Below are 23,456 nucleotides of genomic sequence, written 5' to 3' on the forward strand. Positions count from 1 at the left end.
TCGACAGGAACGAGTTGACCTGGCTCATCGGTCAGTACCTCGACTGGTCGCGCCGACTGTGCACAGTTGAAGAGGTGGACACCGATGAAGTCGAAGCCTCGGAGGGGGACGATTCCAATGGCGGCGACGAATACTCAACACCCGGCGATCGAGCATCTGCTCTCTGACGCGCGGAGCGATCCGCATCCGGGAAACGAGACGGATCGATTCGCCGGAGAGCACACGACGAGCCTCTCTCTAGCGCGCGCCCTCGCCGTCGGCGCCCTCAGCCGAATGGACCCGGGCATGTCGTCTGTCGACGTCTGGGATCCGGCCGCCGGCACTGGCTTCGCGGGATCCCTTCTCCTTGAGGCCCTGCGATCGGCAGGCATGCAGACGCGCTACCGCGGACAGGACATCAATCAGGCCGCAGTCGAGCAGAGCAGGCAACGCTTCGACGCTGACCCTGATGTCGCGATCGCCTTCGGCGATACGCTGACGCACGACGCCTTCGAGGACTTCACCGCCGACCTCGTCATCGTTGACGCGCCCTGGGGCATGGCCTGGGGGCCGTCGGCGCCGGCCGTAGAGGCCCGGCAGCGCGCCGGTGCTTTCGGGTTCGGCCTCCCGCAGCGCTCAGACAGCACCTGGCTGTTCATCTCGTTGGCCCTTGAGAAGCTGCGCCCAGCTGACCAAGGGGGTGGACGTGTCGCCGCGCTGGTGAACCCCGGCGCACTCAGCTCTGGCGGCAGCACCGCTGAGGTGAGACGACGGATCGTCGACGCGGGGCTTCTCGAGTCAGTCACCCGTCTTCCTGAGGGCCTCGCGCCGAACACGGCGATACCCCTCTACCTCCTTACCTTTACCAACAGAGCCAGCGATCTCCACCGGGGCAAGGCGATGGTCGCCGACCTGCAGACGATGTTCACGACGGAGCGCCGCCGCAGGTCGATTCCGATCGAGGCGTTCCACGAGCTCGAGTCCGGGCTCAGGACGATGCGGCCGGGCCCCCGTAATCGCACGGTCAGTACCCGCCAGTTCGTCCGCCGAGACGCCAAGTTGTCGCGCGTAACGCACGAGGGCCGCCGGCTCTCATGGCGGGTCACCACGCACGGCGACACTGCGATCGACGTAGCGTTTCTGCAGAAGCGCTACGGCTCGGACATCCTCGTGTCTGTGGATGAGGAGGCGCGTGAGACCGTCGATCTCGATCCCAGCCGCATCTTCGGGGACGACTCGCGCGAACTGCTGCGAGACATGGCCTCGAAAGGCTGGCCGAGCCGACGTCTGAGCAGTCTTCTCGCGCGAGAGCCCGAGGCCCTGACGGACGCGTCTGGCGAACAAGGTCACCGCGAGTTGTTCGTGCCCACATCTTGGGGCGGCCGAGCTGCCACCGACGCGTCCGACATGAATGCTGGCGGACGGGTCTTGGCGATCCAGCTCGACGACGACGCGCTCCACCCTCCATTCATCGCCGCGTGGCTCAACTCGGAGCAGGGCGTCGCCGGTCGGCTCCGCGCAATCGATGGCAGCAGTTCCGGTCACCACGTCAAGATGTTGCGGTCGGACCCTAACTCGTTGATGAGGTGGGCCGATGAGCTCGTCGTGCCGGTGCCGGACCTCAGCGTTCAACTGGCGCTCGCTTCGGCGGACGAGCAGCTCAGCTCGTTCCAAGCGGAGCTGACCACGCAACGCTCGAGCATCTGGTCGTCTCCGGAGAGCGCTCAGGAGGTAGTGGGCAAGGTCGCGGGCGCGTTCGACGACTCACTGACCGCCTGGCTCGACCAGCTGCCGTACCCCATCGCCTCGGCGCTGTGGACCGCCGAGACGGCCGCATCAGCGGGGGAGCGGCAGCGCGCCTACATCCATGCGTGGGAGGCCATCGTGACCTTCCACGCGACAGTTCTGCTCTCCGCGACTCGCAGCGATCCGGGCAGCAACAGCGAGACCGAGGCGGCGATCCGCCAGACCCTACAAGAGCAGCACCTAGGCATCGAGAGAGCGTCGTTCGGCACGTGGGTCGTTATCGCAGAGAAGGCGTCGAAGAATCTGCGCTCCGCGCTCGAGAACGGTGACGCCGACGACGTCGCCCGCGTCCGACGTGCGTTCGGCGACCTCAGCCGCACTGGAATCGAGCGGCTGATCTCGAAGGATGTCGTCAAGAAGTTCAACGAGCTGAACGTCAAGCGCAACCGATGGCTCGGTCACACGGGATTCACGTCCGAGGAGGAGTGGGGAGCGCAAGTTGACTCGCTCGTGTCAGACCTCAGGGAACTCAGGGGGATCCTCGGGAACGTGTGGTCGCAGCTCCTGCTCGTCCGTCCCGGAAGCGCAAGGCGCGGACGCGACGGCCTCGTCCAGACTGCAGAGGTCGCTGTCGGGACTCGCTCGCCGTTCGCAACGCGCGCCTTCGCCGTGGGTGATCACATGTTCGACGGCGAGCTCTACCTCGTGCGGGACGGATCGCAGACGCCCCTGCGCCTCGGACACTTCGTGCAGCTGCGCGCAGCTCCGAGCAGTGCCCAGTTCACGACATACTTCTACAACCGCATCGAGGGCAGCCGCGTGCGGATGGTCAGTTATCAGTACGGACCGGAGAGTGAAGTGCAGGACGATGTGGAGAGCTTCCGAGCCGAGTTCGGCGACCTGTCGGCTTCTTGATCGACAGGCGGTCTAGCTTCGCTGGCTACTCTCGAATGCAGGGCGCTCGTGCCTTCATCGACGCGTTCGCTCGACGCGATCGTGGGTGACAACCCGCCGAATAGATCGAGCGTTTCCTGTCGAACCACGAGACTCGACCAGGCCGTCGCGACCGCGGCGAAGCACCGATTCAGGACAACCCCAATCTCCCGGCTAGTATGGACGAGACGCCGCATTCCACGGCATCACCCAAATGTGAACACTGATGTGTACACCGAACCTTGATGGGATCCCCGGATCCCAGTCGTTTCAAGGCATCGGGGCTGTAGTTCAATGGCAGAACTTCTGCTTCCCAAGCAGACAGCGCGGGTTCGATTCCCGTCAGCCCCTCCAAAGCCCAGACGCGCGGCCCGGCCGCACGGCTGGGCTTTCGTCTTTCTCGCCGGGCGTTGTATCAACCACGCCCGGGCGGTGCTCTTCAGTGCAGTTCCAGCAACTCGCGGCACACCCATGTCGCACTGCGGACCCATGCATTCGAAGGAGACGATCATGGGAAAGTACACGCTCCCCAGCGCCACCGTCGCCAGCTCCTGGCTGGGCCACCGCCACCGCACACCGCCGAGCCGCGAACCGGGCACGGACTTCGCAGTCGCGTTCGGAACCGTCGTGGTCGCCCCGTTCGCCGGAGTCGTGCGATCCATCCACACCGGCACCGACGGCGCAGCCGGCCGATTCGTCGGCATCGAGCTCGCCGACCGGAACTTCTTCCGCGCCCTGCACCTGTCGTCGATCTCGGTGACGGTCGGCCAGCATGTCACCCAGGGGCATGAGATCGGGCGCTCCGGGGCATCCGGATTCGGGTCGGACCACCACTACGGACCGCACGTGCATGAGTCACTGTGGGTCGGAACCGACCCGATCACGGCCGGATTCGCGGCCACCACCGACATCGTCGCCTTCTCCGCGCAGCACGGCGGCGGGGCGAAGCCGGCCTCCGCACCGCACCTGAAGCCGACCCAGCGCCGCGCCAAGGCCCTCGTGAACCGTCGTGCGAAGCCCACCGCCCTGTCGACGCTTCTGCCCGGCCCGTTGCCCAAGGGGACGATCGGCAACTTCGTCGGGTTCCGGCACGGGCAGAAGGTGGAGGGCAACGACGTCTGGTTCAAAGGAATCAGCGGCAACTGGTTCTGGTCGGGCGGGTTCGAGGGCGGAGCGAACACTGCCGGGCTGAAGCCCGTGTGACAGCCGAGGGATGCCGGTACCGGCATCCCTGCCGCCTCACCTGTGCAGAGCGTCGGCCAGGAAACGGAGATGGGCGGGGGCTTCGCGGCGCCAGAAGGCCATGTCGTGCCCGCCGGCTTCGAAACCTCCGGCCGGCGCCTCGGGGAACCCGGCGACATACGTGCGCACCGCCGTTTGAAATCCGTCGCCGGTGCCGCAGTCGATCCGCACCGGGATGCCGGTCAGCCGCTCCTGCCGCCCGTACGGTGTGTTCGCGGCGTAGTCGGCGGCATCGTCGAAGGCGATGCTCGCGGCCGCCCCCGCGGTGGTCCAGAGCGCCGGGCTCAGCGCCGAGACCGCACGCACCCGGTCGGCGCCCAGCGTCCATCCGAACCGCAGCGCGCCGTACCCGCCCATCGAATACCCGGTGAAGGCCAACCGGCCGGTGTCGAATCCCATCCGCGACACGAGCGGCAGCAACTCTTTCATCACCATTCCGGCGGGATCGTCGCCGTCGCGCCGTGGATGCCAGTACCTGTCGCCGCCGTCGACCGACACGATCGCGAACGGCTTGCCGCCGGCATCCAGATGGGCGGCGAGGAAGCGGTCGAGGCCGAGCTCCTGACCGAACAGCGACGCGTGCGTGCCGCCGTACCCGTGCAGGGCGACCACGACGGGAAGGTCTTTCGCCCCCACGGGCGCCGCGACGGCCCAGCCGGTGCGGATGCCGCCGCGCGCCGCAGACCGGAACGAGCCCGAGACGACGGGGACGCCGCCGACGTGCGGGATGGTTCCCGCCGGTCCGTCGAGCCCGAGCACGCGATACAGGGTGGTGCGGCCGGGAAGGAGTCCGGCGTTCACGGCTTCCGCGGCTCCACCGAGCGCGAGGACCGACGCCCCGGCGGTGAGGAAGGCGCGCCGCGTCACGATCGCCGCACGAGATCGCGTAGGTGTGCTCACAGCCACCGATCATGACCGAAGACGCTGGGCGATGGCCCTGCACAGATTTTTCGGATCACTACTCAATTCGGGCAGATCGACTACTCAATCGCCGCCGAACGCCGATTCGCCGGAGTGCGCGCTGGCAACGTGGTGGTCGCGGCTCTGCATCCCGATGGGCCGGGACTGCGCTCGGGATGCAGAGCCGCTCGCGGCTTGTCCGCCGGTGAATTGGGGCTCACACGAGATCGGACGAATGGCTGTGGACGGCGACCGCACGCAACCGCAACCCACGCGGCGCGGAGAGCGCAATGCGAACCCGCAGGCCAGGGCGCAGCGCGCCAGGGCGCGGGAGTGGGAGCGGGAGTACATCGATCTCGCCCGGCATCCCGCCGACGCCTCGCTCGCCGAAGGGCTCGAACCGGACGACATCGCCGGTCGCGGGTGGGTGCCGTGGCAGCGCACCGACGAGGGGCTCGTGATCGCCGTGTCGGCCGAGCCGTCGCCGGCTCTCGTTCGCAGCGCGGAACGCATCCTCGACGAGCCCGTCGCCGACTGCGTCGTCTCGACCGACCAGGGCGTCGACGAGGCGGTGACGCGCGCCCTCGGTCCGGTCATCGCCGGCGAGGCGGCGGACGGCTTCGCGGATGCGTACCCCGGCGAATCGGCCCGCTCCGGCCTGCGGGTCTGGCAGCGTCTCCTGCCGCTGATCGTCGTGTGCGTGATGGCTGCCGGGTTCTTCGCCGGCCCCGGCATCGGCGTGATGGTGCTGCTCATCGCCGTCAACGCTGCGCTCTTCGGGCTGATCGCCCTGAAGGTCTCGGCGGCGGCCGCGGCGATCGGCAGCGCCCGCGCGTCCGGTACCGAGCCGAACGCGGCATCCGACTCGATGACGGATGCCGACGCCGACGCCCTCCCGATGTACACGGTGCTCGTGCCCGTCTACCGCGAGGCGAACATCGTGCATACGCTGCTTCGCAACATCGAGCACCTCGACTACCCGCGCAGCAAGCTCGACGTGCTCCTGCTCATGGAGGAGGACGACCACGAGACGCAGCAGGCCGTGCGCGACGGGGAGATCCCCGACTGCGTGCGGGTGCTCGTCGTCCCCGGCGGATCACCGCAGACCAAGCCACGTGCCTGCAATTACGGACTCCGCTTCGCACGCGGAAAGTACGTGGTCATCTTCGACGCCGAAGACCGCCCCGAGAGGGGGCAGCTGCGCGCAGCCGTCGCCGCGTTCGAGCGGCCACGCCGGCCTGCCGAACGCGAGATCGGCGCGCTCCAGTGCCGCCTGCACTACTTCAACGCCCGTCACAACGCCCTGACGCGCCTGTTCGCTGTCGAGTACTCGTTCTGGTTCGACGCGATGCTGCCGGGACTGCAGCGCATGGGCCTGCCGATCCCGCTCGGCGGCACGTCGAACCACTTCCGCACCGAGCTGCTCCGCGAGATCGGCGGGTGGGATGCCTACAACGTCACCGAGGATGCCGACCTCGGACTGCGCATCGCGTCGCGCGGCTACCAGGTCGACATCCTGCCGTCCGCGACGTGGGAGGAAGCGTGTTCGCAGGTGCGCGCCTGGATCAAGCAGCGCACCCGCTGGATCAAGGGCTACATGATGACGTCCGCAGTGAACACCCGGCGGCCGATCGCGTGGCTGCGCCGCAACGGCCTGCGCGCGCTGCCCTCGCTCGTGTTACTGATGGCCGGAACGCCGTTCGCGTTCCTCGCGTATCCCGTGCTGCTGCTGGTTTCTGCCGTGCTCCTCATCCCCCCGGTGGGCGCCGCGGTCGGGCTGCCGGACTGGTTCACCGTCACGGCGATCTCGGTGGCGATCGGCTCGCAGGTGCTGATGACCGTGGTGAGCATGATCAGCGCGTGGCGCCGATACGACGCGAAAGTCGCTCTGTTCGCCCTGCTCTCGCCCTTGTACTGGCTGATGCACTCCATCGCCGCGTACCGGGCGCTGTGGCAGGTCTACTCCTCTCCGTTCCACTGGGAGAAGACCCCGCACGGGCTCAGCTGAGCGCGGTCAGGTGTCGGTCTGACCCAGTCGCGTCAGGTACGCGTTGTAGGCATCCAGTTCGGGATCGCCGTGAGCATCCGCGTACCGGCCCGCCGCCGCCGCCCGCGCCGTGTCGTCGCGGAACCAGCGGTGCATGACGTACAGGAGAACGAGCAACGTCGGCGCTTCCCCGTACGACCAGGCGAGGCCGCCGGCGAGCCGCTGGTCTGCGATCGGGTCGAGGCCGAGCGCGATCGTCGGCGCCGAGAACGCGTCGACGAGCACGGTGGTGGCCATCATCAGGAGCACGCCGAAGAAGACGTGCAGAGCGGCCTCCGCGAAGATGTCGACCGCGCGCCCGGCATGCGTGAGCCGAACCGGCACCGGATCCGAGGTCAGGACGGGAATCGTGAACAGGATGCCCGCGGTGAGGAACGCGACCTCGAGGGCGATGTGCCCGGCCGTCGTGGTGAGGATCCTGTCGGCGAGACCCGCGAGGTAGAGCCCGTAGTACGCGGCGAGCGAGAGCGGCAGCGCGAACCACGGGCTCAGCACCCATCGGGCGGCCCGGCTGCGCAGGCCCCCGTGCGCGGCACGCAGAACCGCCCTGCCGAGACCTCGGTGCGGGGTGGCGCGCAGCAGCAAGGTGCCGGGCGACCCGAGCACGAGCAGCGGAGGGATGAGCATCATCAGCGTGAGCTGCTGGAACATGAACACGGACAGCAGGGCGTACCCGTACGACTCCAGGCCGAGCCCGGTGGTCGCGGCCAGGGCGAGGCATCCGAGCAGGAAGCAGGCGCTCCGCCAGACCGGCCAGCGTCGTCGCTGCATCCAGAGCCGCGTCGCCCCCGCCGCGTACGCGGCGGCGAGCACCGATGCGACGAGCGGCAGCAAAGGGAAAAGCCCGGGTGCGAGGGTGAGCAGGTCCGGCAGGGTGGGCGGGCCTTGAGGCAGCCAGACGCCGTCGAACGTCTTCAACGCTCGCTCCCGACCGGATCCTCCCGGTGAAGCGGCGTGATGCTCATGGCCCTTCCAGGATAACGAGCAGCCTGGGAAGACGCCCGGACGGGATCAGCCGAGGATGATCTCCCGCAGCTGCTCCATCGGGATCTTCGGCTCGCGGTCCGCGCGCAGCAGCCCGTTGGTCTCCTGCAGGGTGTCGGTGAGCTGCGTGTAGCAGAAGCCCGCGAGGGCGGTGCTGGCGTGCACCGCAGCGAGGAGCCCGGCGAGGCGCTCCCGGAAGTCGTCGCCGGTCGTGGCGGCCGAGTAGCCCCAGGCGCCGGCAACGGCATCCACCTCGAATGACACTCCGCCGAACTCGGTGAGCATCACCGGGGCGTCGGTCACGTCGCCGTCGAGGATGAGGCGCCGCCCGGCCGGGCCGATGCCGTCGATCATCGTGTCGATGGCGGCGCGATCCGCATAGCGGGGGCCGAGCACGCGGGGGTCGGCCTCGTAGTCGTGGATGGCGACGATGTCGGTGTCGACCTGCTCCCAGCCGTCGTTGGAGACCACCGGCCGGGTCGGGTCGAGCGCCTTGGTCAGCGCGACCAGCGACCGTGCGAACTCCCGCATCCGGCTGTCGTGGGCGATGTGCTGCACGCCCCAGCTCTCGTTGAGCGGCACCCAGGTCACCACGGACGGGTGCGAGAAGTCGCGCCGCACGATCTCGAGCCACTCGCGGGTGGTGCGCTCGACCGACGTCGGTGAGAACGTGAAGCTCGCCGGCGCCTCGCCCCACACGAGCAGCCCGAGGCGATCGGCCCAGTACAGGAAGCGCGGGTCCTCGAACTTCTGGTGGATGCGGGCCGCGTTGAAGCCGAGGTCCTTGATGAGCTGCACCTCGGTGCGCAGCGCCTCGTGCGAGGGCGCCGCGAGGTGCGACTCCGGCCAGTACCCCTGGCTGAGCACCGAGCGCACGAAGTACGGACGATCGTTGAGCAGGAAGCGCCCGCGATCGACCGTGGCGGTGCGGATGCCGAGATACGAACCGACGCGGTCGTCGGCGACCTCGACGACGGCGTCGATGAGCCGCGGATGCTCGGGCGACCAGAGGAACTCCTCGTACGCCTGCCCGTTGAGCAGATCGCGCACGCACAGCGTGACGTCGATCTCAGCGGTGGACACGGACGTCGTGACGCTGCCGAGCGGCTGCCCCTCGAACTCGAGACGCACGGTGGCCTCCACCGGGGCATCCGGCGTGCGTGAGAGTGCGATCCGGGCGTGCACCGAGGCGCTCACCGGGTCGGTCGTCCAGTGGACCGTCTCGATGCTCACCGCCGGCACGGACTCGAGCCACACCGGCTGCCAGATGCCGCTCGTGCGGTGGTACCAGATGACGTGCGGGAGCTCCCGCCAGTCCTGCTTGCCGCGCGGCTGCGCGACGTCGGCCGGATCGTCCTCGGTGCGCACCACGATGCGGTGCTCGTCGCCGTCGCCGAGCGCGTCGGTGAGGTCCACGGAGAACGGGGTGTGCCCGCCTTCGTGCGAGCCGACCAGCGACCCGTCGACCCACACCCGGCACCGGTAGTCGACGGCGCCGAACCGGAGCATCAGACGTCTGCCCGCGGCGTGCCCGGATTCGCGGAGCTCGCGCTCGCCGAACGTGCGGGCGTACCACGCGACGCGGTGGTGGGTGGTGTCGCCGACGCCGGAGGCCGACGACTCGGGCGGGAAGGGGACGATGATCGTGCCGCCGAAGCCGCGCCCGCGCGCCCAGCCGTCCGCGATGCCGACGTCACCGTCGTCGAACGCGAACTCCCACGGCCCGGTCAGGTCCGCCCACGCCGAGCGCAGCAGCTGGGGCCGGGGGTGGATGCCGTCCTGCCGGCTCGCCGTCGGCAGCGGGAGGCACACGTCGTCGTCGATCATGACGACAAGCATGCACCAAAATTCCAGCGCTGTAAATCCGGATCCCTCCGGGGCGCTCTCCCTACGGGCGCTATCTCTACGGGGCGCTCTCGCGAAGGACGAGGCCATGCGGGGCGATGCGGTGGCGGCCCATCCCGTCGAATCCCGCCATCCGCTCGAACAGCATGTCGAGCGCCTGCGAAGCCAGGGCATCCAGATCGGGCGCGACGGACGTGAGGCTCGGGAACATCATTCCGGCGAGGCGGATGTCGTCCCACCCGGTGACGGCGACGTCTTCGGGGATCCGCAGCCCGCGCTCGTGCAGGGCCCGGAGGGCGCCGATCGCCGCGAGGTCGTCGCGGCACACGAGCGCGTCGAACGACGCGCCGCGGTCCAGGGCCGCCCCGACGGCGGCGGCCGCGTCGGCCGCCGAGATGGAGGCCGAGGGGAACAGCAGCCCGGCATCCGGCTGGAGCCCCGCCTCTTCGAGTGCGGACTGATAGCCCATGATGCGCTGGCGCGACGTCTCGGACAGCGCGGGCTCCTCGTGCCCGACGAAGCCGATGCGGCGGCGCCCTGCGGCGATCAGATGGCGGGTGACTTCGGCCGCGGCCGCCACGTTGTCGATCATGACGCGGTCCACCGTCAACGGGGCCGCGGTCTCGCCGAGCAGCACGATCGGCAGGTCGGAGCGGTGGCGCGCGATCTCCGTCGAGCTCATCACGCTGGGCTGGAACAGCATCCCGTCGACGAGGCCCGCCTCAGAACTGGCGAGGATGCCGCGCTCGCCGTCGAGGGTGGCATCCGTCTCCTCGAGCAGCACGCGATAACCGCGCGCCTCGGCGGCACGCGAGACCACGCGGGCGAGTTCGGCGAAGTAGGGGATGCCGACATCGGCGAACGCCAGGGTGAGGAGGCCGGTCTTGCCGGTGGCGAGGCGCCGCCCCATCATGTTCGGCCGGTAGCCCAGCTCATCGATGGCGCGCTGCACGCGCTCGCGGGTGCGGGCCGAGACGTGCGGGTAGTCCCGGACGACGTTGGAGACGGTCTTCATCGAGACGCCGGCGTGCTCGGCGACATCCTGCAGGCGTACACCGCTCATCTGATCCGCCCGCCCGCCGTCACACCCATGCCATGACAGTAATACCCCGTTCGATCCGCCGGCGCCACCCCCTTGACACAAAAATTCCAGCGCTGTAAATTCTGGGATCGTTGTCGAACACAGCCGACGACTCCCACACCTCAAAGGAGAGCAACGCATGAAGAAGGCACTGGCACGGGGGCTCGGGCTCGGGCTCGCCGTCGTGGTCGGCCTCGGGCTGGCCGGCTGCGCCGGATCCGGTTCGAGCGGCGGCGGCGACGTCGGCAGCGGCGGCAAGTACACCGGCCCCAAGGTCGAGATCACCTTCTGGAACGGCTGGACGGGCGGTGCCGCGCCGGTGCTCGTTCCCAAGATGATCCAGAAGTTCAACTCCGAGCACAAGAACATCGTCGTCAAGGACGTCCCGCAGCAGTGGGCCGACATCGGCGCGAAGATGCCGCTGGCCATCAAGGCCGGCAAGGGACCGGACGTCGCCGTGCTGCACGGTGACGACCTCGCCACCTACGCCGCGCAGCACCTGCTGCTGAAGGCCGACACGATCGTCAAGTCGCTCGGCTACACCGCCGACGGCTTCCCGCCCGGCGTCTACGACAAGGGCAACTACAAGGGCGCCCAGTACGCGGTGCCGTGGAGCGTCACCCCGCTCGGACTGTTCGTCAACAAGGACGTGGCATCCAAGGGCGGCGTCTCCCAGGTGCCCACCGACCAGACCTCGTACGCGGCGGCGCTGAACAAGCTCAAGGGCGCCGGCGTTCAGGGCGAGTGGGTCGACGGCTACGTGTTCACGGGTACGTTCGAGTTCGAGAGCCTCGTCTGGCAGTTCGGCGGCGACCTCTACAACAAGGACGTCAGCAAGGCCACGTTCAATTCGGATGCCGGCGTGAAGGCGCTCACCTGGATGAACGACCTCATCTCGAAGGGCTACAGCCCCAAGAACGTCGCGCAGGACGGCAACATCAAGGCGCTGCTGGCCGGCCAGACCGCCTACAACTGGAACGGCGTCTGGCAGACCACCAACGACGCGTTCAAGGGCCTGAACTGGGAGGCCGCGCCGGTGCCGCAGATCGGTTCGCAGAAGGCGGTCTGGTCGAGCTCGACGCACTGGGTGTTCCCCGCCAACAAGGGGCAGGACAAGAACAAGACCGCCGCGGCGGCCACGTTCGTCAAGTGGATGAACGACAACTCGGCCGACTGGGCCTCGACCGGTGAGCTGCCCGCCGACAACACGGTGCGCAACGCGCCGTCGATGGTGCAGAAGTACCCGAACCTGAAGCCGTTCATCGACGAGCTGCCGTACGCCCACTACGAGACGGTCTCGCCCGGCATCAACGAGGCGAACGCGCTCATCACCACGGCGATCAACGAGGCTCTCACCGGCAAGAAGTCGCCGAAGCAGGCTCTGGACGACGCGGCCTCGCAGGCCGACCAGATCCTCACGCAGAACCAGGCCAAGTATGGCGGTTGACACCGCCGTCGGCACCGCGGTCGCCCCCCAGCCCTCCGGGGCCGGGGGGCGCACCCGGCGTCGGTCGGCGGCCACCCGCCGACGGACGCTCATGGCCTACGTCTTCCTGGCGCCGTTCCTGGTCCTGTTCCTGACATTCGTGGTCGCTCCGGCGGTCTTCGGCCTGTGGATCAGCGTGACCGACTGGAGCCCGTTCCGAGACGTCCAGCACTTCGTCGGGCTGCAGAACTACATCGCGCTGTTCACGCCCGGATCGGCGACGTCGGGCGACTTCTGGCAGTCGATGGGCGCCACCGGCATCTTCGTGATCGCCAGCGTCCCCTTCCTCGTGGTCGTGCCGCTGCTGATCGCGATCCTGCTCAACCAGCGGATCCGGGCGGCCACCGCCTTCCGCACCGTGTTCTTCGCCCCGTACGTGCTCGGCGTCGCCGTGGTCGGCGTGATCTGGGGGTACATCCTCGACACGCAGTCCGGCATCCTGAACCACGTCCTCGCCGCGATCGGGCTGCCGGGCGACATCCCGTGGCTCGTGAACGTGCCCTGGGTCTGGATCTCCCTGGTCGGCGTCACGGTGTGGTGGACGATGGGCCTGAACACCGTGATCTTCCTCGCCGGACTCAAGGGCATCAACGGCGACCTCTACGAGGCGGCCTCGCTCGACGGCGCCGGGGTCGTGCGCTCGTTCTGGAACGTAACCATCCCCGGGCTGCGCTCGGTGATGCTGTTCATCACGACGACGACGATCCTGGCGTCGGCGAACATGTTCGGGCAGTCCTTCATCCTCACCCGCGGCGGCCCCGGCAACGCGACCCGCACCGCGATCATGTACATCGCCGATCAAGGTCTGTCGCAGAACAACATGGCTCCGGCATCCGCCATGAGCTACATCCTGTTCGCCTTCCTGGCGATCGTCAGCGTGATCAACTTCCGCCTGCAGCGGGAGCGAGCAGACAAGGCCCTGACATGACCACCCTCGCCCCCTCCACCGCCCACCGCCGGCCGTCGCGCCGCCGCGTCACCTCGACCGCCGTGCTCTACGCCGTGCTGATCGTGCTGGCGCTCGTCATCCTGCTTCCCCTGCTGTGGACCGTGATGACATCGTTCAAGACGGATGCGGATGCCGTCCGCAACCCGTACTCGCTGCCGCACCCGGTCAGCATCGACGCGTACACGACGCTCGCCAGCGGGCAGCAGCCGATCTTCCTGTGGCTGTGGAACAGCTTCGCGGCGGCGACGATCCAGACGATCCTGATCCTCGTCACGGCATCCATGGGCGCGTACGCGCTGGCCCGGATGGACTTCGCCGGCAAGAAGATCATCTTCGGCGTGATCATCTCGACGCTGCTCGTGCCGCCGGTGGTGTTCCTGATCCCGAACTACCTGATCGTGCAGAATCTGGGATGGCTCGACACCCTCCTGGCGATCACCGTTCCGGGCGCCGCGGGCGCGTTCGGCATCTTCTTCCTGCGGCAGTTCTTCGTGGGACTGCCGGTGGAGATCGAGGAGGCGGCGCGCATCGACGGCGCCGGTGACTTCCGCATCTTCCTGCAGGTGGTGCTGCCGCTGGCCCGGCCCGCGCTCGCGACCCTCGCGGTGCTGTCGTTCCTGAACAACTGGAACGACTTCCTGTGGCCGGTGTACGTGCTGCTCTCGCCCGAGAACATGACGCTGCAGCCGGGACTTGCGATGCTGCAGGGCGCGTACCGCACCCACTTCGCGATCGTGATGGCCGGCGCGGTGATCGCCTCGGTGCCGGTGCTGGTGATCTTCGGATTCGCGCAGCGGCAGATCGTCGACTCGGTGGCCGGCGCCGCCGTGAAGGGATGATGCGTCGGCGGGTCGGCGCCGTCGCGGTGCTGGCGTGCGTGGTCGTGCTGCTGGGCGGATGCGCGGGCTCTCGGCCGGGGGTCGGTGCTTCGCCGTCGGGTGGCTCCGCGGCATCCTTCGTGATCGACGCGGACTTCCCGGATCCTGACGTGCTGAGGACGGATGTCGAGTACGTCGCGTACGCGACCGGGACGTACGGGGTGAACCTGCAGAGTGCAACGAGCCCGGACCTGACGTCGTGGACGGTGTCGGGGGAGGACCCGCTGCCGAAACTGCCGGCCTGGGCATCCACCGGGCGCACATGGGCGCCGGACGTCTCGGAGATCGGCGGACGTACCGTCATGTACTTCGCCGCCGAGCACACGGGCTCCGGCAAGCAGTGCATCGGGGTCGCGACGAGCCCCTCGCCGACCGGGGCGTTCACGCCGGCCGGGGGAGCGCCGCTGGTGTGTCCGCTCGCCCAGGGAGGGGCGATCGATCCCAGCACGTTCGTGGACGGCGACGGCTCGCGGTACCTGCTGTGGAAGACCGACGGCAACTGCTGCGGACTCGACACCTGGATCGAGATCGCGCGGCTGTCGGATGACGGACTCTCGCTGGTCGGGCCGGTGCACCGGCTCATCGACCGGTCGCTGCCGTGGGAGGGGAACCTCGTCGAGGCGCCGACCCTGGTGAAGCACGGCGGCCGGTACGCCCTCTTCTATTCTGCGAACGATTACTCCGGCGACCACTACGCGATCGGCGTCGCCTGGGCCGACTCCCTGTTCGGGCCATACCGCAAGCAGGCGCAGCCGGTGCTGTCGACGGCGCTGAGCCACGGGCGCTATCGCGGCCCCGGCGGACAGGACGTGGTGGGCGACACCCTGGTGTTCCACTCGTGGGACGAGCAGTACATCTACCGCGGGATGAACACCGCCCGGATCACGTGGGGCGCGAAGCAGGTTCGTGCGGGCTGAGCTTGTCGAAGCCCATGACCGGGGGGTTGCCCTTCGACAGGCTCAGGGCGCCTGGTCGGGTAGTCCGCGGGGCTCGGAGAGTTCGGTGGAGAGGTCGAGTTCCCGGCGCGAGTACGCATCGGGGACCTCGCCGGTCCGGTAGTAGGTGTCGAAGATGGCGGCGGCTTCGTCGGCCGTGAACACCTCGTTGGAGAACACGCGCACGGCACGTTTGGAGTTGATGGGGATCAGGACGGTGGGGCCGCTGTCCGGGCTGTCGCGATGTCCGAGTGTGAACAGGCGTCCTGATCCGTCGGCGGCGGGGACGGCGAATTCGATGGTCATCTGGTCCTCGGAGCCGCCGGCCTGGATGAAGTAGCCGTCGTGGTCGCGCAGGTCGTCCGGGTTGGTCATCCGCCAGATGGAGTACGTGTACCGGCGTTTCCCGTCGGCCTGGTGCAGGATCTCCGACAAGTGCTCGGCGATCGGCTTCCCCCGACCGGTGAGGTAACCGTACTCACCCCCGTTGAAGCTCTCCGCATGCGACCACAGCGGCGCTACCCGGACGGTGTCCGCGGGGTCGCTCCCACGCAGCTGGTACGGCTGGGCGACGGCGTTGGTGAGGTAGTACGTGTAGAAGATCGCCGCTGCCTCGTCGGCGGTGAAGACCTCGTTGGAGAACACCCGCACCGCGGCCGTGTCTCCGACACGAACCTCGATGCGGCCACCGTCATTCGTGCCGGGCTGACCCACGACATGCAGGCGGACCGCGCCGTCAGCGCAGCGCAGCGTCACCGTGATCACCAGCGCCCCGGCTGACCCGGACGCCTCGATGAACAGCTCGCTCCGGTCCCTCGCACGCACCGCGCTGCTCTCCGGATTCGTCACTCGCCACATCGTGTACGTGAAGTCGTCCCGCCCGTTCAGTCCCCCCAGCACCACCCCGAAGTGATCCGGAATCGGGTGGAAGGTGTCCGTGACGTACCCGGTCATGGTTCGGTCGAAGGTCTCGGCGTGCGTTCCGTGAATCCGCATGATTACATCCAGACGTTCGCGGCTCGGGCGGAGGTTTCCAGGGAGATCTGGTTGGCGGTGTTCAGTCGTCGGGTGGCGTCGGCGAGGGCGTCCTTCATCCGGGTCAGTGCGGTGGTCCATTGCCGGTGGGCGTGGTCGTAGGCGGTGCGGGCTGCGCCGTCCCAGCCGTCGCGAAGCCGAGAGGCTTCGTCATCGAGGGTGGCGAGCTGGTCTTCGAGATTCCGCACAGTCAGGGCGAGGATGCTGACGAGCTCGGCGACCGAGGCATGACTGATCCGGATCCTCATCGCGGCTCGGAGAGTTCGATGGAGAGGTCGAGTTCGCGGCGGCTGTAGGTGTCGGGGATCTCGCCGGTGCGGTAGTAGGTGTCGAAGATGGCGGCGGCCTCGTCGGCGGTGAACTCCTCGTTGGAGAACACGCGCACGGCACGTTTGGAGTTGATGGGGATCAGGACGGTGGGGCCGCTGTCCGGGCTGTCGCGATGTCCGAGTGTGAACAGGCGTCCTGATCCGTCGGCGGCGGGGATCGCGAACTCGATGGTCATCTGCTGGGCGGAGCCGCCTGCCTGGATGAAGTACCCGTCGTGGTCGCGCAGGTCGTCCGGGTTGGTCATCCGCCAGATCGAGTACGTGTACCGGCGTTTCCCGTCGGCCTGGTGCAGGATCTCCGACAGATGCTCGGCGATCGGTTTCCCTCGACCGGTGAGGTACTTGTACTCGCCGCCGTTGTAGCTCTCCGCATGCGACCACAGCGGGGGGACTCGGACGGTGTCCGCGGGTTCGCTCGCCCGTAGCTGGTAGGGCTGGGCGATCTGATCGGTGAGGTAGTAGGTGTAGAAGATCGCCGCTGCCTCGTCGGCGGTGAAGACCTCGTTCGAGAAGACCCGCACGGCGGCCGTGTCTCCGACGCGAACCTCGATGCGGCCACCGTCATTCGCACCGGAACGACCCACGACATATGGGTGGACCGCGCCGTCGGGTCCGCGCAGCGTCACCGTGATCACCAGCGCCTCAGCTGACCGGACGCTTCGATGAACAGCTCGTTCCGGTCCCTCGCGCGCACCACGCTGCTCTCCGGATTCGTCACTCGCGACATCGTGTACGTGAATCGGTGGATGCCGTCTCGCAGGCTCAACACTCGGCGCAGTTGGTCAGGAATCGGCGCGATCCTGTCCGTAATGTAGCCGGTCAGGCTTCCGTCGAAGCTCTCCGCGTGTGTTCCGTGAATCGTCATGGGGTCTCCTTAACTCACCATCCGTCTGTTCGAGGAATTCGACCACGGTGCCGGGAGGGCCGCGTTGACGCCTGTTCTTGCGGGCTGAGCTTGTCGAAGCCCATGACCCGGGGGTTGCCCTTCGACAGGCTCAGGGCGCCTGGTCGGGAAGTCATCGTGGCTCCGACAGCTCGGTGGACAGGTCGAGTTCGCGGCGCGTGTAGGTGTCGGGGATCTCGCCGGTGCGGTAGTAGGTGTCGAAGATGGCGGCGGCCTCGTCGGCGGTGAACACCTCGTTGGAGAACACGCGCACGGCACGCTTCGAGTTGATAGGGATCAGGACGGTGGGTTCGCCGGCCGGGGTGCCGCGGTGTCCGAGTGTGAAGAGGCGTCCTGATCCCTCGGCGGCGGGGACGGCGAACTCGATGGTCAGTTGCCGGGCGGAGCCGCCGGCCTGGATGAAGTACCCGTCGTGGTCACGCAAGTCGTCCGGGTTGGTCATCCGCCAGATCGAGTACGTGTACCGGCGCTTTCCGTCGGCCTCATGCAGGATCTCCGACAAGTGTTCCGGGATCGATTTCCCTCGGCCGGTGAGGTACCGGTACTCACCCCCGTTGAAGCTCTCCGCATGCGACCAGGGCAATGGAACTCGAAACACATCTTCGGGATTCGTCTCGCGCAGCTGGTAGGGCTGGGCGACCGCGTTCGTGAGGTAGTAGGTGTAGAAGATCGCCGCTGCTTCGTCGAGTCCGAACACCTCGTTCGGTGACACGAGGGTGGCTTGCCCTGGTCCGATGGGGATCGTGACCGGGGACCCCGCGTGGGCGCCGGGCCGCCCCACCGTGTACAGGCGGAGCGTGCCGTGCGGGTCCGGCTGACGCACCCGGATCGTCATGGCGTCTGCGGTACCCAACGCCTCGAGATAGACCTCCACAACAGCGTTTGGATGAACGACGGATGCCGAAGGGTCCGGTGTCGGCCAGATCCTGTAAGTCGCCTCTTCCAGTCCGTCCAGGTTGCTGAGCAGCACACGGAGCTCGTCTGGGATCGGGTAGAAAGCATCCGTCACAAAGCCGTACGAACCGTACGGTGTCCTCTGCGCGTGCGAATGCTGAGTGCTCATTTCAGTAACTCCTTGACGACCTTCGTGATACTGATGCGCTCACCGTTCAGCGTCGCACGAGCGGGCGTACCCGCGTTGACAGCATCGTCGAACTCCCGTTGCGTGCTCGACGATGAGCTGTATCGCTCGACCGCGGAACCGGACTTCACCTCGACCGCCGTGTAGGTTCCATCCGGGTTCTTGAAGAGCCCGTCATAGTACCGACCACCCGCCTGAGGCGATCCATCGAAGTTCGCTCGCACCTTGTTCCGGATCACCTTAACCTTGCGGGCCCGAGCGACATTTTCCAGACCTTCCTTCTCTTTGTCCTCCCACGGCTTCTTCTCCTGCCCTTTGGCCCAGTGGCCGCGTTCGTCTCGGCCGTCGCCGCGGTCGATGCCGTGGTTCCGCTCGGCTTCGCTGAGCCAGCGGCCGGTCGCGTCACCGATCATCCCGGCGCCGGCGGCGGCGAGGCCCGCGCCTTGGGCGGCGGCGGGGATGCCGGCGAGGGCACCGGCGCCCGTCACCGACACACCGCCCCCGCCGACGGTGACCGCGGCGCCGCCCACGACGAGGGCGGCCCCGCCGAGCAGTTCGAGGAGGATGTCGGGATGCTGACCGAGCGTCCTCGCTGCGGTGGAGAGGAAATCCATGAGCGACTGGAACGGCTGCACCACGACGTCGACGAACAGCCGCGTCGCCGTCGCCTGGACGGCGGACTGCCGCTCCGTCTGCGTCAACGGCATCTTCGCGGCCGCGGCGGCCTCGTCCAGAGCTGCCGTGCAGTCGCGGGCGAACACGTCCAGCGTCATCCGGGCGTGGAAGAGCACATCGCGTGCGGCCTGGTGCGCCGTCCCGGACGGGTCCTGGAAGGGCACGTCCAGGGTGAGGCTCCGCATCCCCTGCCCGGCCCTCAGGCGGCGCACCTGCTCCTGGTGCGCAGCCATCGCCGCTATGCCCAGCGCCTCGGCCTCGTCCCACATCGTGATGGCCCGGTCGGCTTCGTGCTGAGCCCACTCCAGCGCGTCCGCGTAGGTGTACAGGGCGTGCGCCCCCGCAGTGAGATGCTCGCCGGTGTGCTGCCAGTGCAGCAACTGCCTGTCATAGCGGGCCAGGTACCGGTCGTAGGCGTGCCCCTTCCACGACCCGTCGTCGTCCAACTTCGACAGATCGGCGCGGACCGACTCCGAGGCGTGAGCGCGCGACTTCCATTCCTCCGCCGCCGCCCGAATGCTCGACACCGACCCGGGGACGAGGTCGACAGGGTCACGGGTCTGCCCGAGCTCCCACGTCATGACGACCAGATCTCGCCGTCGAGTTCGGCCTTGGCCGCGTTCTGTCCCTCCTCGAAGAGGCGCGCGGTCGTGTCCAGCCTCCGGGCGAAGTCGTCGATGTCATCCACGCGATCGGTCAATCCCTGCGACCACGCCGTGCTGAACCGGTGCGCCGCCGCGCTAACGCCACGGTCCCCGACCGAGGAGGGGCAGGCGATCCGGATCGAGCCGAACCGGTTGGCGGCAGCTCGCGCGTCGCGCGCCATGGTGCGCAGGACGTCGGTGTCGACCTCGTAGTCAGGATCCAACGAAGACCCCGAACCGATCGCCCGAACAGGGCCGGATGCCAGCGGGCCGGGTGGCCGAAGGAGTGGTCATCGCCTGTCCGATCGCGTCATTCGGAATTCACGTCGGCGCGTCTTTCTGCGAACTCCGACTCATCCGTTCTAACAGGCTCGAAACAGCGACCGTGACCTCTCTCCGCACAGATGCATTCGGCCCTATTGCAGCGGTGCATGCTTCGCATCCGTCCCTTTCCGCGATCAATTCGGGATTGCCGCGGATCACGGTGAATTGGCGCTCGATAAAGGAGGTTGCACCGCCTTGCGTGAATGCACAGAAATCAATGGCGGGAATGTCATCCCCACGCGAGTCGGCCGGCGCGCGTAATGTGAGTCGCATGGTCGATCCACACGGCGGTCCGCGAGACGAGGACGAGCGCATCCCGTTCGAGCCCTCGTCGACACGCGAGCCGTATCTGGACATCGTGGCGCCGCGCCTCGACAGGGTGTCGCCGCGGATCTTCAAGCCGAGGACTTACGAGGGGCGCAGAGCCATCCGCGGGCTCGGTGTCCTCCTGGCGGTGATCGCCGTCGCGGCGGTCATCATCATCGTCGTCGGGCTGACGATCCAGCTGCTCGCCTGACGTCCGCACGAGGCGGCGCGGGGGTGTTGCCCTTCGCTCCCCACGCCCCCTCCACGCATCGCTTCGCGCTGCGCGGAGCCTCCGGGCGCTTGGCCCCAGGCTCAGGGCGCTGGGTTCGCGGGGGAGTTGCCCTTCGCTCCCCACGCCCCCTCCACGCATCGCTTCGCGCTGCGCGGAGCCTCCGGGCGCGTGGCCCCAGGCTCAGGGCGCTGGGTTCGCGGGGGAGTTGCCCTTCGACGGGCTCAGGGCGCCGGTTTCGCGGGGGAGTTGCCCTTCGACAGGCTCAGGGCGCTCGTTTCGCGGGGCGACTCAGCGGGGAACCGCGGCGACCACTCCCGCGGCGGACTGCTCCAGGAACGCGACGACTTCCTCGACGGGGCGGTCGCCGTCGACGACGAGTTCGACGAGCACCTCCTCGGTGAACCCGACCCAGGCGCGCAAGCCGATCCGCAGCAGCTCGGTGTCGGGGATCCCGAGTTCGAGGTAGACGTCGATGATGCGCTGCGCGTTCGCGGCGCGGGACTCCTCGAGGACGGTGCGCACCGCGGCATCCCCGCTGGCGACGCCGCGCACGAGCGAATAGAACGTGCCGCGGTGGTCGCGGACGAACTCCACGATGCGGGTCAGGGTGTCGCGGATGCGCTCGACCGGTGGCAGCTCGGGGCGCGGCTCGCTCGCGACGAGCAGGCTGTCGCGCGCGGCCCCGACGACGTCGCGGTGCAGCCCCTGCCGCGAGCCGAAGTAATGGAAGACGAGCGCCCGCGAGACGCCCGCCTGTGCCGAGAGCTCCTCCATCGTGAGCTCGTCGAGCGGATGATCCGCGAGGAAGTTCACGCCGAGTGCGACCAACTGGGCGCGGCGCTCATCGGGCGTGAGCCGCCGACGACGAGGCGCGGACATGAGGGAAGCCTAATCCAGCCGTTATTGACACGCCGTCAATAAGCCTTATGCTCGTGGACTGGGGCGACAAGGCCGTCGCCCGCAGAACAGGAGGCACAATGACGTTCCGAACCTTCGCCCGCTCACATCGAGGGCGCATCATCCTCACCGCGATCCCCGTCGCGGCCGCGGTCACCGTGCTCACGGCGGGCGTCGCGCAGGGTGCCGTGCCGGTGTCGTTCGCCGTTTCGGGCAGCCAGTTCCAGATCGGGGCATCCCAGCTCGACGGTTCCGGCTTCTCGCAGTACTCGGGTGTCGCGAAGGATGCGAAGGGCGCCTATCACCCGGTCGCGATCGCGAACATCAAATCCGCCAAGCTCTACGACCTGTGCCAGGCCGTGTCCGCCGTCACCCCGCTCGGCAAGGTCGGCGTGCGGATCACCGCCGGCGGCGGCGGGAACCCCGCGACGGCGAGCGACCTGCAGATCGGGATGACCGGCCTCAAGGGCGACGCATCGTTCGGCAACATCCGCATCGGCGTCGACGCATCCACCGTGAACACCTCGGCGAAGGGCTCGGTGGGCGACTTCGCGCAGGATGCCGACACCGTCAACATCAAGGGCGTCGAGCAGACCGCCTGGAGCACCCAGGCATCCGTGTTCACGCTGACCGGCATGCAGCTGCAGCTGACCGACGGATCGAAGGGATGCTTCTGAACGAGGAGCGCCGCAGCACCGACACGAGCGGGTCGGGCTTCGGCGCATGGCGCCGGGCCCGCCCGTTCGTGGGCGGCCTGCTCACGATCCTGTCCGGCGTCGCGATCTTCCTGTCGAGTCAGCTGGATCTCGGCAACATCCGGATCCAGCTCGGCATCGAGGGGTTCCAGGCGACCGTGATCCCGATCGGTCTGGTGCTGCTCGGGGCGCTCGCCATCCTGATGCCGGCCCACCACGTCTTCTACGGGGTCCTGTCGCTGGCCGTCGCGATCTACTCGCTCGTCGGGGTGAACCTCGGCGGATTCGTGGTCGGGATGCTGCTCGGCTGCGTCGGCGGCATCCTCGTCGTGGCGTGGATGCCGCGTGCGGCCCGGGCAGAAGCGGCCGGCGCCGACGACGGCGATGCCCGCGCGTCAGAGGAGGACGAGACGGAGCCCGAAGACGAGGCCGCCCCGTCGATCGAGGCCCTGCTCGGCGCTCAGGAGGCCGCCGAGGCCCAGCCCCGGATGGATGCCGCGCCCCACGCCGGCCCTGCGCCGCTGCGGCGCGACCGCGCACAGGACACCCCGACGACGGATGCCGCCGCATGACCCGGCGTTCACGTCTTCTCGCCGGGGCCGCGGTCGTGGCCGGATGCCTCGTGGCGGGCGGGATCGCCGTGCCGGAGGCGGCATCCGCCCAGCTGTGCATCCCCGTCATCCTGCCATGCTCGACGCCGTCGTCGTCTCCCACGCCGAGTCCGACCCCCAGCCCGACGCCGAGCGCGTCGTTGCCCGCCGGCGTCTCACTGCCGTCGCTGCCGGGTCTTCCGGGTTCGACGGGTGCGGCATCCGGATCGACGCCGCTGCCGACCGCGACGCCGCTGCCGAGCCCGACTCCGACGCCGACGGCCGCGTCGGTGCCGCTGGGGCTGCTGCCGAAGGACGACAGCTTCGTGTTCACCCAGCCGTCCGCGCAGCTCGGTGTCGACTCGCTCTCCTTCACCGGGCTGAAGGGCATCGCGCTGGTGAGCGTCCGGCTCGCGGACGGCCGGCGCATCCCGGCGCTGCGCCTTCGCGCAGACAGCATCACCATGGACGGATTCGCCCTCACGGTGCGCAAGGCGACCGGCCCGATGCTGGTCACCAAGGCGGATCGGATGTCACTCAAGGGCGACGTCACGGTCTATCTGAACTCGCTCACCGCGACGGATTCCGCCGGCAAGTCGCTGACGCTCGGCGCCGACACCCCGCCGCCCAAGGACGGCATCACGCCGTCGCTGGTGCGGGTCACCCTCGGGCTCGTCGGCACCCGCGCCGACCAGATCGTCTACACGAACACCGACCAGCAGCTCACCGGCTGACGCAG

General features: G+C 68.4%; 23 protein-coding genes and 1 tRNA gene. 12 read left to right on the plus strand and 12 right to left on the minus strand.

Annotated features, from left to right (window positions below; translation table 11 throughout):
• The first annotated feature begins 117 nt into the window (after positions 1 to 117).
• From LK09_RS21220 to LK09_RS20945, 3 genes are all read left to right on the plus strand, one after another.
• Positions 118 to 2,640, plus strand: coding sequence for an HsdM family class I SAM-dependent methyltransferase (locus LK09_RS21220; protein WP_197061097.1), 2,523 nt, complete (start codon positions 118 to 120; stop codon positions 2,638 to 2,640).
• A 298-nt stretch (positions 2,641 to 2,938) separates the two neighbouring features.
• A tRNA-Gly gene (locus LK09_RS17675) sits at positions 2,939 to 3,012 on the plus strand.
• Between the two features lie 156 nt (positions 3,013 to 3,168).
• Positions 3,169 to 3,861 (plus strand): M23 family metallopeptidase, encoded by a 693-nt coding sequence (locus LK09_RS20945; protein ID WP_197061098.1) that lies wholly within the window; start codon positions 3,169 to 3,171, stop codon positions 3,859 to 3,861.
• 36 nt (positions 3,862 to 3,897) lie between these two features.
• Here the strand turns inward: LK09_RS20945 and LK09_RS17685 are convergent, their stop codons facing one another.
• Positions 3,898 to 4,800, minus strand: a complete 903-nt coding sequence (locus LK09_RS17685) for an alpha/beta hydrolase (protein WP_039402530.1) — start codon at positions 4,798 to 4,800, stop codon at positions 3,898 to 3,900.
• A gap of 235 nt (positions 4,801 to 5,035) precedes the next feature.
• On the opposite strand from LK09_RS17685, the gene LK09_RS17690 reads away from it, so the two are divergent.
• Positions 5,036 to 6,808, plus strand: coding sequence for a glycosyltransferase (locus LK09_RS17690; RefSeq protein WP_197061099.1), 1,773 nt, complete (start codon positions 5,036 to 5,038; stop codon positions 6,806 to 6,808).
• Positions 6,809 to 6,814: 6 nt separating this feature from the next.
• Here LK09_RS17690 and LK09_RS17695 read toward each other — a convergent pair whose 3' ends face one another.
• The 3 genes from LK09_RS17695 to LK09_RS17705 form a co-directional block, all read right to left on the minus strand.
• Positions 6,815 to 7,765 carry a cytochrome c oxidase assembly protein gene (locus LK09_RS17695; RefSeq protein WP_039402531.1) on the minus strand — a complete coding sequence of 317 codons (951 nt, stop codon included), beginning with the start codon at positions 7,763 to 7,765 and terminating at the stop codon, positions 6,815 to 6,817.
• 93 nt (positions 7,766 to 7,858) lie between these two features.
• Complete coding sequence (locus tag LK09_RS17700) at positions 7,859 to 9,658, minus strand: glycoside hydrolase family 2 protein (protein WP_039402669.1); 1,800 nt, start codon at positions 9,656 to 9,658, stop codon at positions 7,859 to 7,861.
• A gap of 76 nt (positions 9,659 to 9,734) precedes the next feature.
• Entirely contained in the window at positions 9,735 to 10,739 is a 1,005-nt protein-coding gene (locus LK09_RS17705; protein ID WP_082008366.1) for a LacI family DNA-binding transcriptional regulator, read from the minus strand.
• Positions 10,740 to 10,896: 157 nt separating this feature from the next.
• Between LK09_RS17705 and LK09_RS17710 the strand changes: the two genes are divergently transcribed.
• Genes LK09_RS17710 through LK09_RS17725 form a run of 4 tightly spaced genes read left to right on the plus strand, consistent with a single transcriptional unit; the run spans position 10,897 to position 14,987 of the window.
• Positions 10,897 to 12,204, plus strand: coding sequence for an ABC transporter substrate-binding protein (locus LK09_RS17710; protein ID WP_039402533.1), 1,308 nt, complete (start codon positions 10,897 to 10,899; stop codon positions 12,202 to 12,204).
• Positions 12,194 to 13,171: a carbohydrate ABC transporter permease gene (locus LK09_RS17715; RefSeq protein ID WP_039402535.1), complete on the plus strand. Its 978-nt coding sequence runs from the start codon at positions 12,194 to 12,196 to the stop codon at positions 13,169 to 13,171. Before LK09_RS17710 ends, LK09_RS17715 begins: the two co-directional genes overlap by 11 nt.
• The gene (locus tag LK09_RS17720) at positions 13,168 to 14,031 is read left to right on the plus strand and encodes a carbohydrate ABC transporter permease (protein WP_039402536.1); all 864 of its coding nucleotides are present in this window, start codon (positions 13,168 to 13,170) and stop codon (positions 14,029 to 14,031) included. The genes LK09_RS17715 and LK09_RS17720 overlap by 4 nt, the downstream gene beginning before the upstream one ends.
• On the plus strand, positions 14,031 to 14,987 hold the full coding sequence (locus LK09_RS17725) for a glycoside hydrolase family 43 protein (protein WP_052226958.1): 957 nt from the start codon (positions 14,031 to 14,033) through the stop codon (positions 14,985 to 14,987). Before LK09_RS17720 ends, LK09_RS17725 begins: the two co-directional genes overlap by 1 nt.
• A gap of 42 nt (positions 14,988 to 15,029) precedes the next feature.
• Here the strand turns inward: LK09_RS17725 and LK09_RS20950 are convergent, their stop codons facing one another.
• The 7 genes from LK09_RS20950 to LK09_RS17760 all read right to left on the minus strand — a co-directional run bounded on the left by LK09_RS20950 (position 15,030) and on the right by LK09_RS17760 (position 19,897).
• Entirely contained in the window at positions 15,030 to 16,001 is a 972-nt protein-coding gene (locus LK09_RS20950) for a hypothetical protein (protein ID WP_052226959.1), read from the minus strand.
• A gap of 2 nt (positions 16,002 to 16,003) precedes the next feature.
• Positions 16,004 to 16,288 carry a WXG100 family type VII secretion target gene (locus tag LK09_RS17735; protein ID WP_039402538.1) on the minus strand — a complete coding sequence of 95 codons (285 nt, stop codon included), beginning with the start codon at positions 16,286 to 16,288 and terminating at the stop codon, positions 16,004 to 16,006.
• Entirely contained in the window at positions 16,285 to 17,004 is a 720-nt protein-coding gene (locus LK09_RS17740; RefSeq protein ID WP_039402540.1) for a hypothetical protein, read from the minus strand. The genes LK09_RS17735 and LK09_RS17740 overlap by 4 nt, the downstream gene beginning before the upstream one ends.
• A complete protein-coding gene (locus tag LK09_RS17745) occupies positions 17,001 to 17,234 on the minus strand; it encodes a hypothetical protein (protein WP_039402542.1) in 234 nt (77 codons plus the stop codon). Before LK09_RS17745 ends, LK09_RS17740 begins: the two co-directional genes overlap by 4 nt.
• 151 nt (positions 17,235 to 17,385) lie before the next feature.
• The gene (locus LK09_RS20955) at positions 17,386 to 18,108 is read right to left on the minus strand and encodes a hypothetical protein (RefSeq protein ID WP_052226960.1); all 723 of its coding nucleotides are present in this window, start codon (positions 18,106 to 18,108) and stop codon (positions 17,386 to 17,388) included.
• A gap of 224 nt (positions 18,109 to 18,332) precedes the next feature.
• Complete coding sequence (locus LK09_RS17755; RefSeq protein ID WP_039402543.1) at positions 18,333 to 19,610, minus strand: putative T7SS-secreted protein; 1,278 nt, start codon at positions 19,608 to 19,610, stop codon at positions 18,333 to 18,335.
• Positions 19,607 to 19,897 carry a hypothetical protein gene (locus LK09_RS17760; protein ID WP_039402545.1) on the minus strand — a complete coding sequence of 97 codons (291 nt, stop codon included), beginning with the start codon at positions 19,895 to 19,897 and terminating at the stop codon, positions 19,607 to 19,609. Before LK09_RS17760 ends, LK09_RS17755 begins: the two co-directional genes overlap by 4 nt.
• A 371-nt stretch (positions 19,898 to 20,268) precedes the next feature.
• On the opposite strand from LK09_RS17760, the gene LK09_RS17765 reads away from it, so the two are divergent.
• On the plus strand, positions 20,269 to 20,514 hold the full coding sequence (locus LK09_RS17765) for a hypothetical protein (protein WP_039402547.1): 246 nt from the start codon (positions 20,269 to 20,271) through the stop codon (positions 20,512 to 20,514).
• Positions 20,515 to 20,823: 309 nt separating this feature from the next.
• On the opposite strand, the gene LK09_RS17770 is transcribed toward LK09_RS17765, so the two are convergent.
• On the minus strand, positions 20,824 to 21,414 hold the full coding sequence (locus LK09_RS17770) for a TetR/AcrR family transcriptional regulator (RefSeq protein WP_039402550.1): 591 nt from the start codon (positions 21,412 to 21,414) through the stop codon (positions 20,824 to 20,826).
• Between the two features lie 98 nt (positions 21,415 to 21,512).
• Between LK09_RS17770 and LK09_RS17775 the strand changes: the two genes are divergently transcribed.
• Genes LK09_RS17775 through LK09_RS17785 form a run of 3 tightly spaced genes read left to right on the plus strand, consistent with a single transcriptional unit; the run spans position 21,513 to position 23,451 of the window.
• Complete coding sequence (locus LK09_RS17775) at positions 21,513 to 22,109, plus strand: DUF6230 family protein (RefSeq protein ID WP_039402552.1); 597 nt, start codon at positions 21,513 to 21,515, stop codon at positions 22,107 to 22,109.
• On the plus strand, positions 22,100 to 22,699 hold the full coding sequence (locus LK09_RS20960; protein WP_052226961.1) for a DUF6114 domain-containing protein: 600 nt from the start codon (positions 22,100 to 22,102) through the stop codon (positions 22,697 to 22,699). The genes LK09_RS17775 and LK09_RS20960 overlap by 10 nt, the downstream gene beginning before the upstream one ends.
• A complete protein-coding gene (locus tag LK09_RS17785; RefSeq protein ID WP_039402553.1) occupies positions 22,696 to 23,451 on the plus strand; it encodes a hypothetical protein in 756 nt (251 codons plus the stop codon). Before LK09_RS20960 ends, LK09_RS17785 begins: the two co-directional genes overlap by 4 nt.
• The last annotated feature ends 5 nt before the right edge of the window (positions 23,452 to 23,456 follow it).

The sequence above is a fragment of the Microbacterium mangrovi genome (assembly GCF_000802305.1).
In the GTDB taxonomy this organism is placed as follows: Bacteria; Actinomycetota; Actinomycetes; order Actinomycetales; family Microbacteriaceae; genus Microbacterium; species Microbacterium mangrovi.

Coding starts and splice junctions, on each gene's coding strand:
- LK09_RS21220 (WP_197061097.1), top strand. CDS start 118: ATGGCGGCGACGAATACTCAACACCCGGCGATCGAGCATCTGCTCTCT.
- LK09_RS20945 (WP_197061098.1), top strand. CDS start 3,169: ATGGGAAAGTACACGCTCCCCAGCGCCACCGTCGCCAGCTCCTGGCTG.
- LK09_RS17690 (WP_197061099.1), top strand. CDS start 5,036: ATGGCTGTGGACGGCGACCGCACGCAACCGCAACCCACGCGGCGCGGA.
- LK09_RS17700 (WP_039402669.1), bottom strand. CDS start 9,658: ATGATCGACGACGACGTGTGCCTCCCGCTGCCGACGGCGAGCCGGCAG.
- LK09_RS17705 (WP_082008366.1), bottom strand. CDS start 10,739: ATGAGCGGTGTACGCCTGCAGGATGTCGCCGAGCACGCCGGCGTCTCG.
- LK09_RS17710 (WP_039402533.1), top strand. CDS start 10,897: ATGAAGAAGGCACTGGCACGGGGGCTCGGGCTCGGGCTCGCCGTCGTG.
- LK09_RS17715 (WP_039402535.1), top strand. CDS start 12,194: ATGGCGGTTGACACCGCCGTCGGCACCGCGGTCGCCCCCCAGCCCTCC.
- LK09_RS17720 (WP_039402536.1), top strand. CDS start 13,168: ATGACCACCCTCGCCCCCTCCACCGCCCACCGCCGGCCGTCGCGCCGC.
- LK09_RS17725 (WP_052226958.1), top strand. CDS start 14,031: ATGCGTCGGCGGGTCGGCGCCGTCGCGGTGCTGGCGTGCGTGGTCGTG.
- LK09_RS20950 (WP_052226959.1), bottom strand. CDS start 16,001: ATGCGGATTCACGGAACGCACGCCGAGACCTTCGACCGAACCATGACC.
- LK09_RS17735 (WP_039402538.1), bottom strand. CDS start 16,288: ATGAGGATCCGGATCAGTCATGCCTCGGTCGCCGAGCTCGTCAGCATC.
- LK09_RS17745 (WP_039402542.1), bottom strand. CDS start 17,234: ATGACGATTCACGGAACACACGCGGAGAGCTTCGACGGAAGCCTGACC.
- LK09_RS20955 (WP_052226960.1), bottom strand. CDS start 18,108: ATGACGATCCGGGTGCGTCAGCCGGACCCGCACGGCACGCTCCGCCTG.
- LK09_RS17755 (WP_039402543.1), bottom strand. CDS start 19,610: ATGACGTGGGAGCTCGGGCAGACCCGTGACCCTGTCGACCTCGTCCCC.
- LK09_RS17765 (WP_039402547.1), top strand. CDS start 20,269: ATGGTCGATCCACACGGCGGTCCGCGAGACGAGGACGAGCGCATCCCG.
- LK09_RS17770 (WP_039402550.1), bottom strand. CDS start 21,414: ATGTCCGCGCCTCGTCGTCGGCGGCTCACGCCCGATGAGCGCCGCGCC.
- LK09_RS17775 (WP_039402552.1), top strand. CDS start 21,513: ATGACGTTCCGAACCTTCGCCCGCTCACATCGAGGGCGCATCATCCTC.
- LK09_RS20960 (WP_052226961.1), top strand. CDS start 22,100: ATGCTTCTGAACGAGGAGCGCCGCAGCACCGACACGAGCGGGTCGGGC.
- LK09_RS17785 (WP_039402553.1), top strand. CDS start 22,696: ATGACCCGGCGTTCACGTCTTCTCGCCGGGGCCGCGGTCGTGGCCGGA.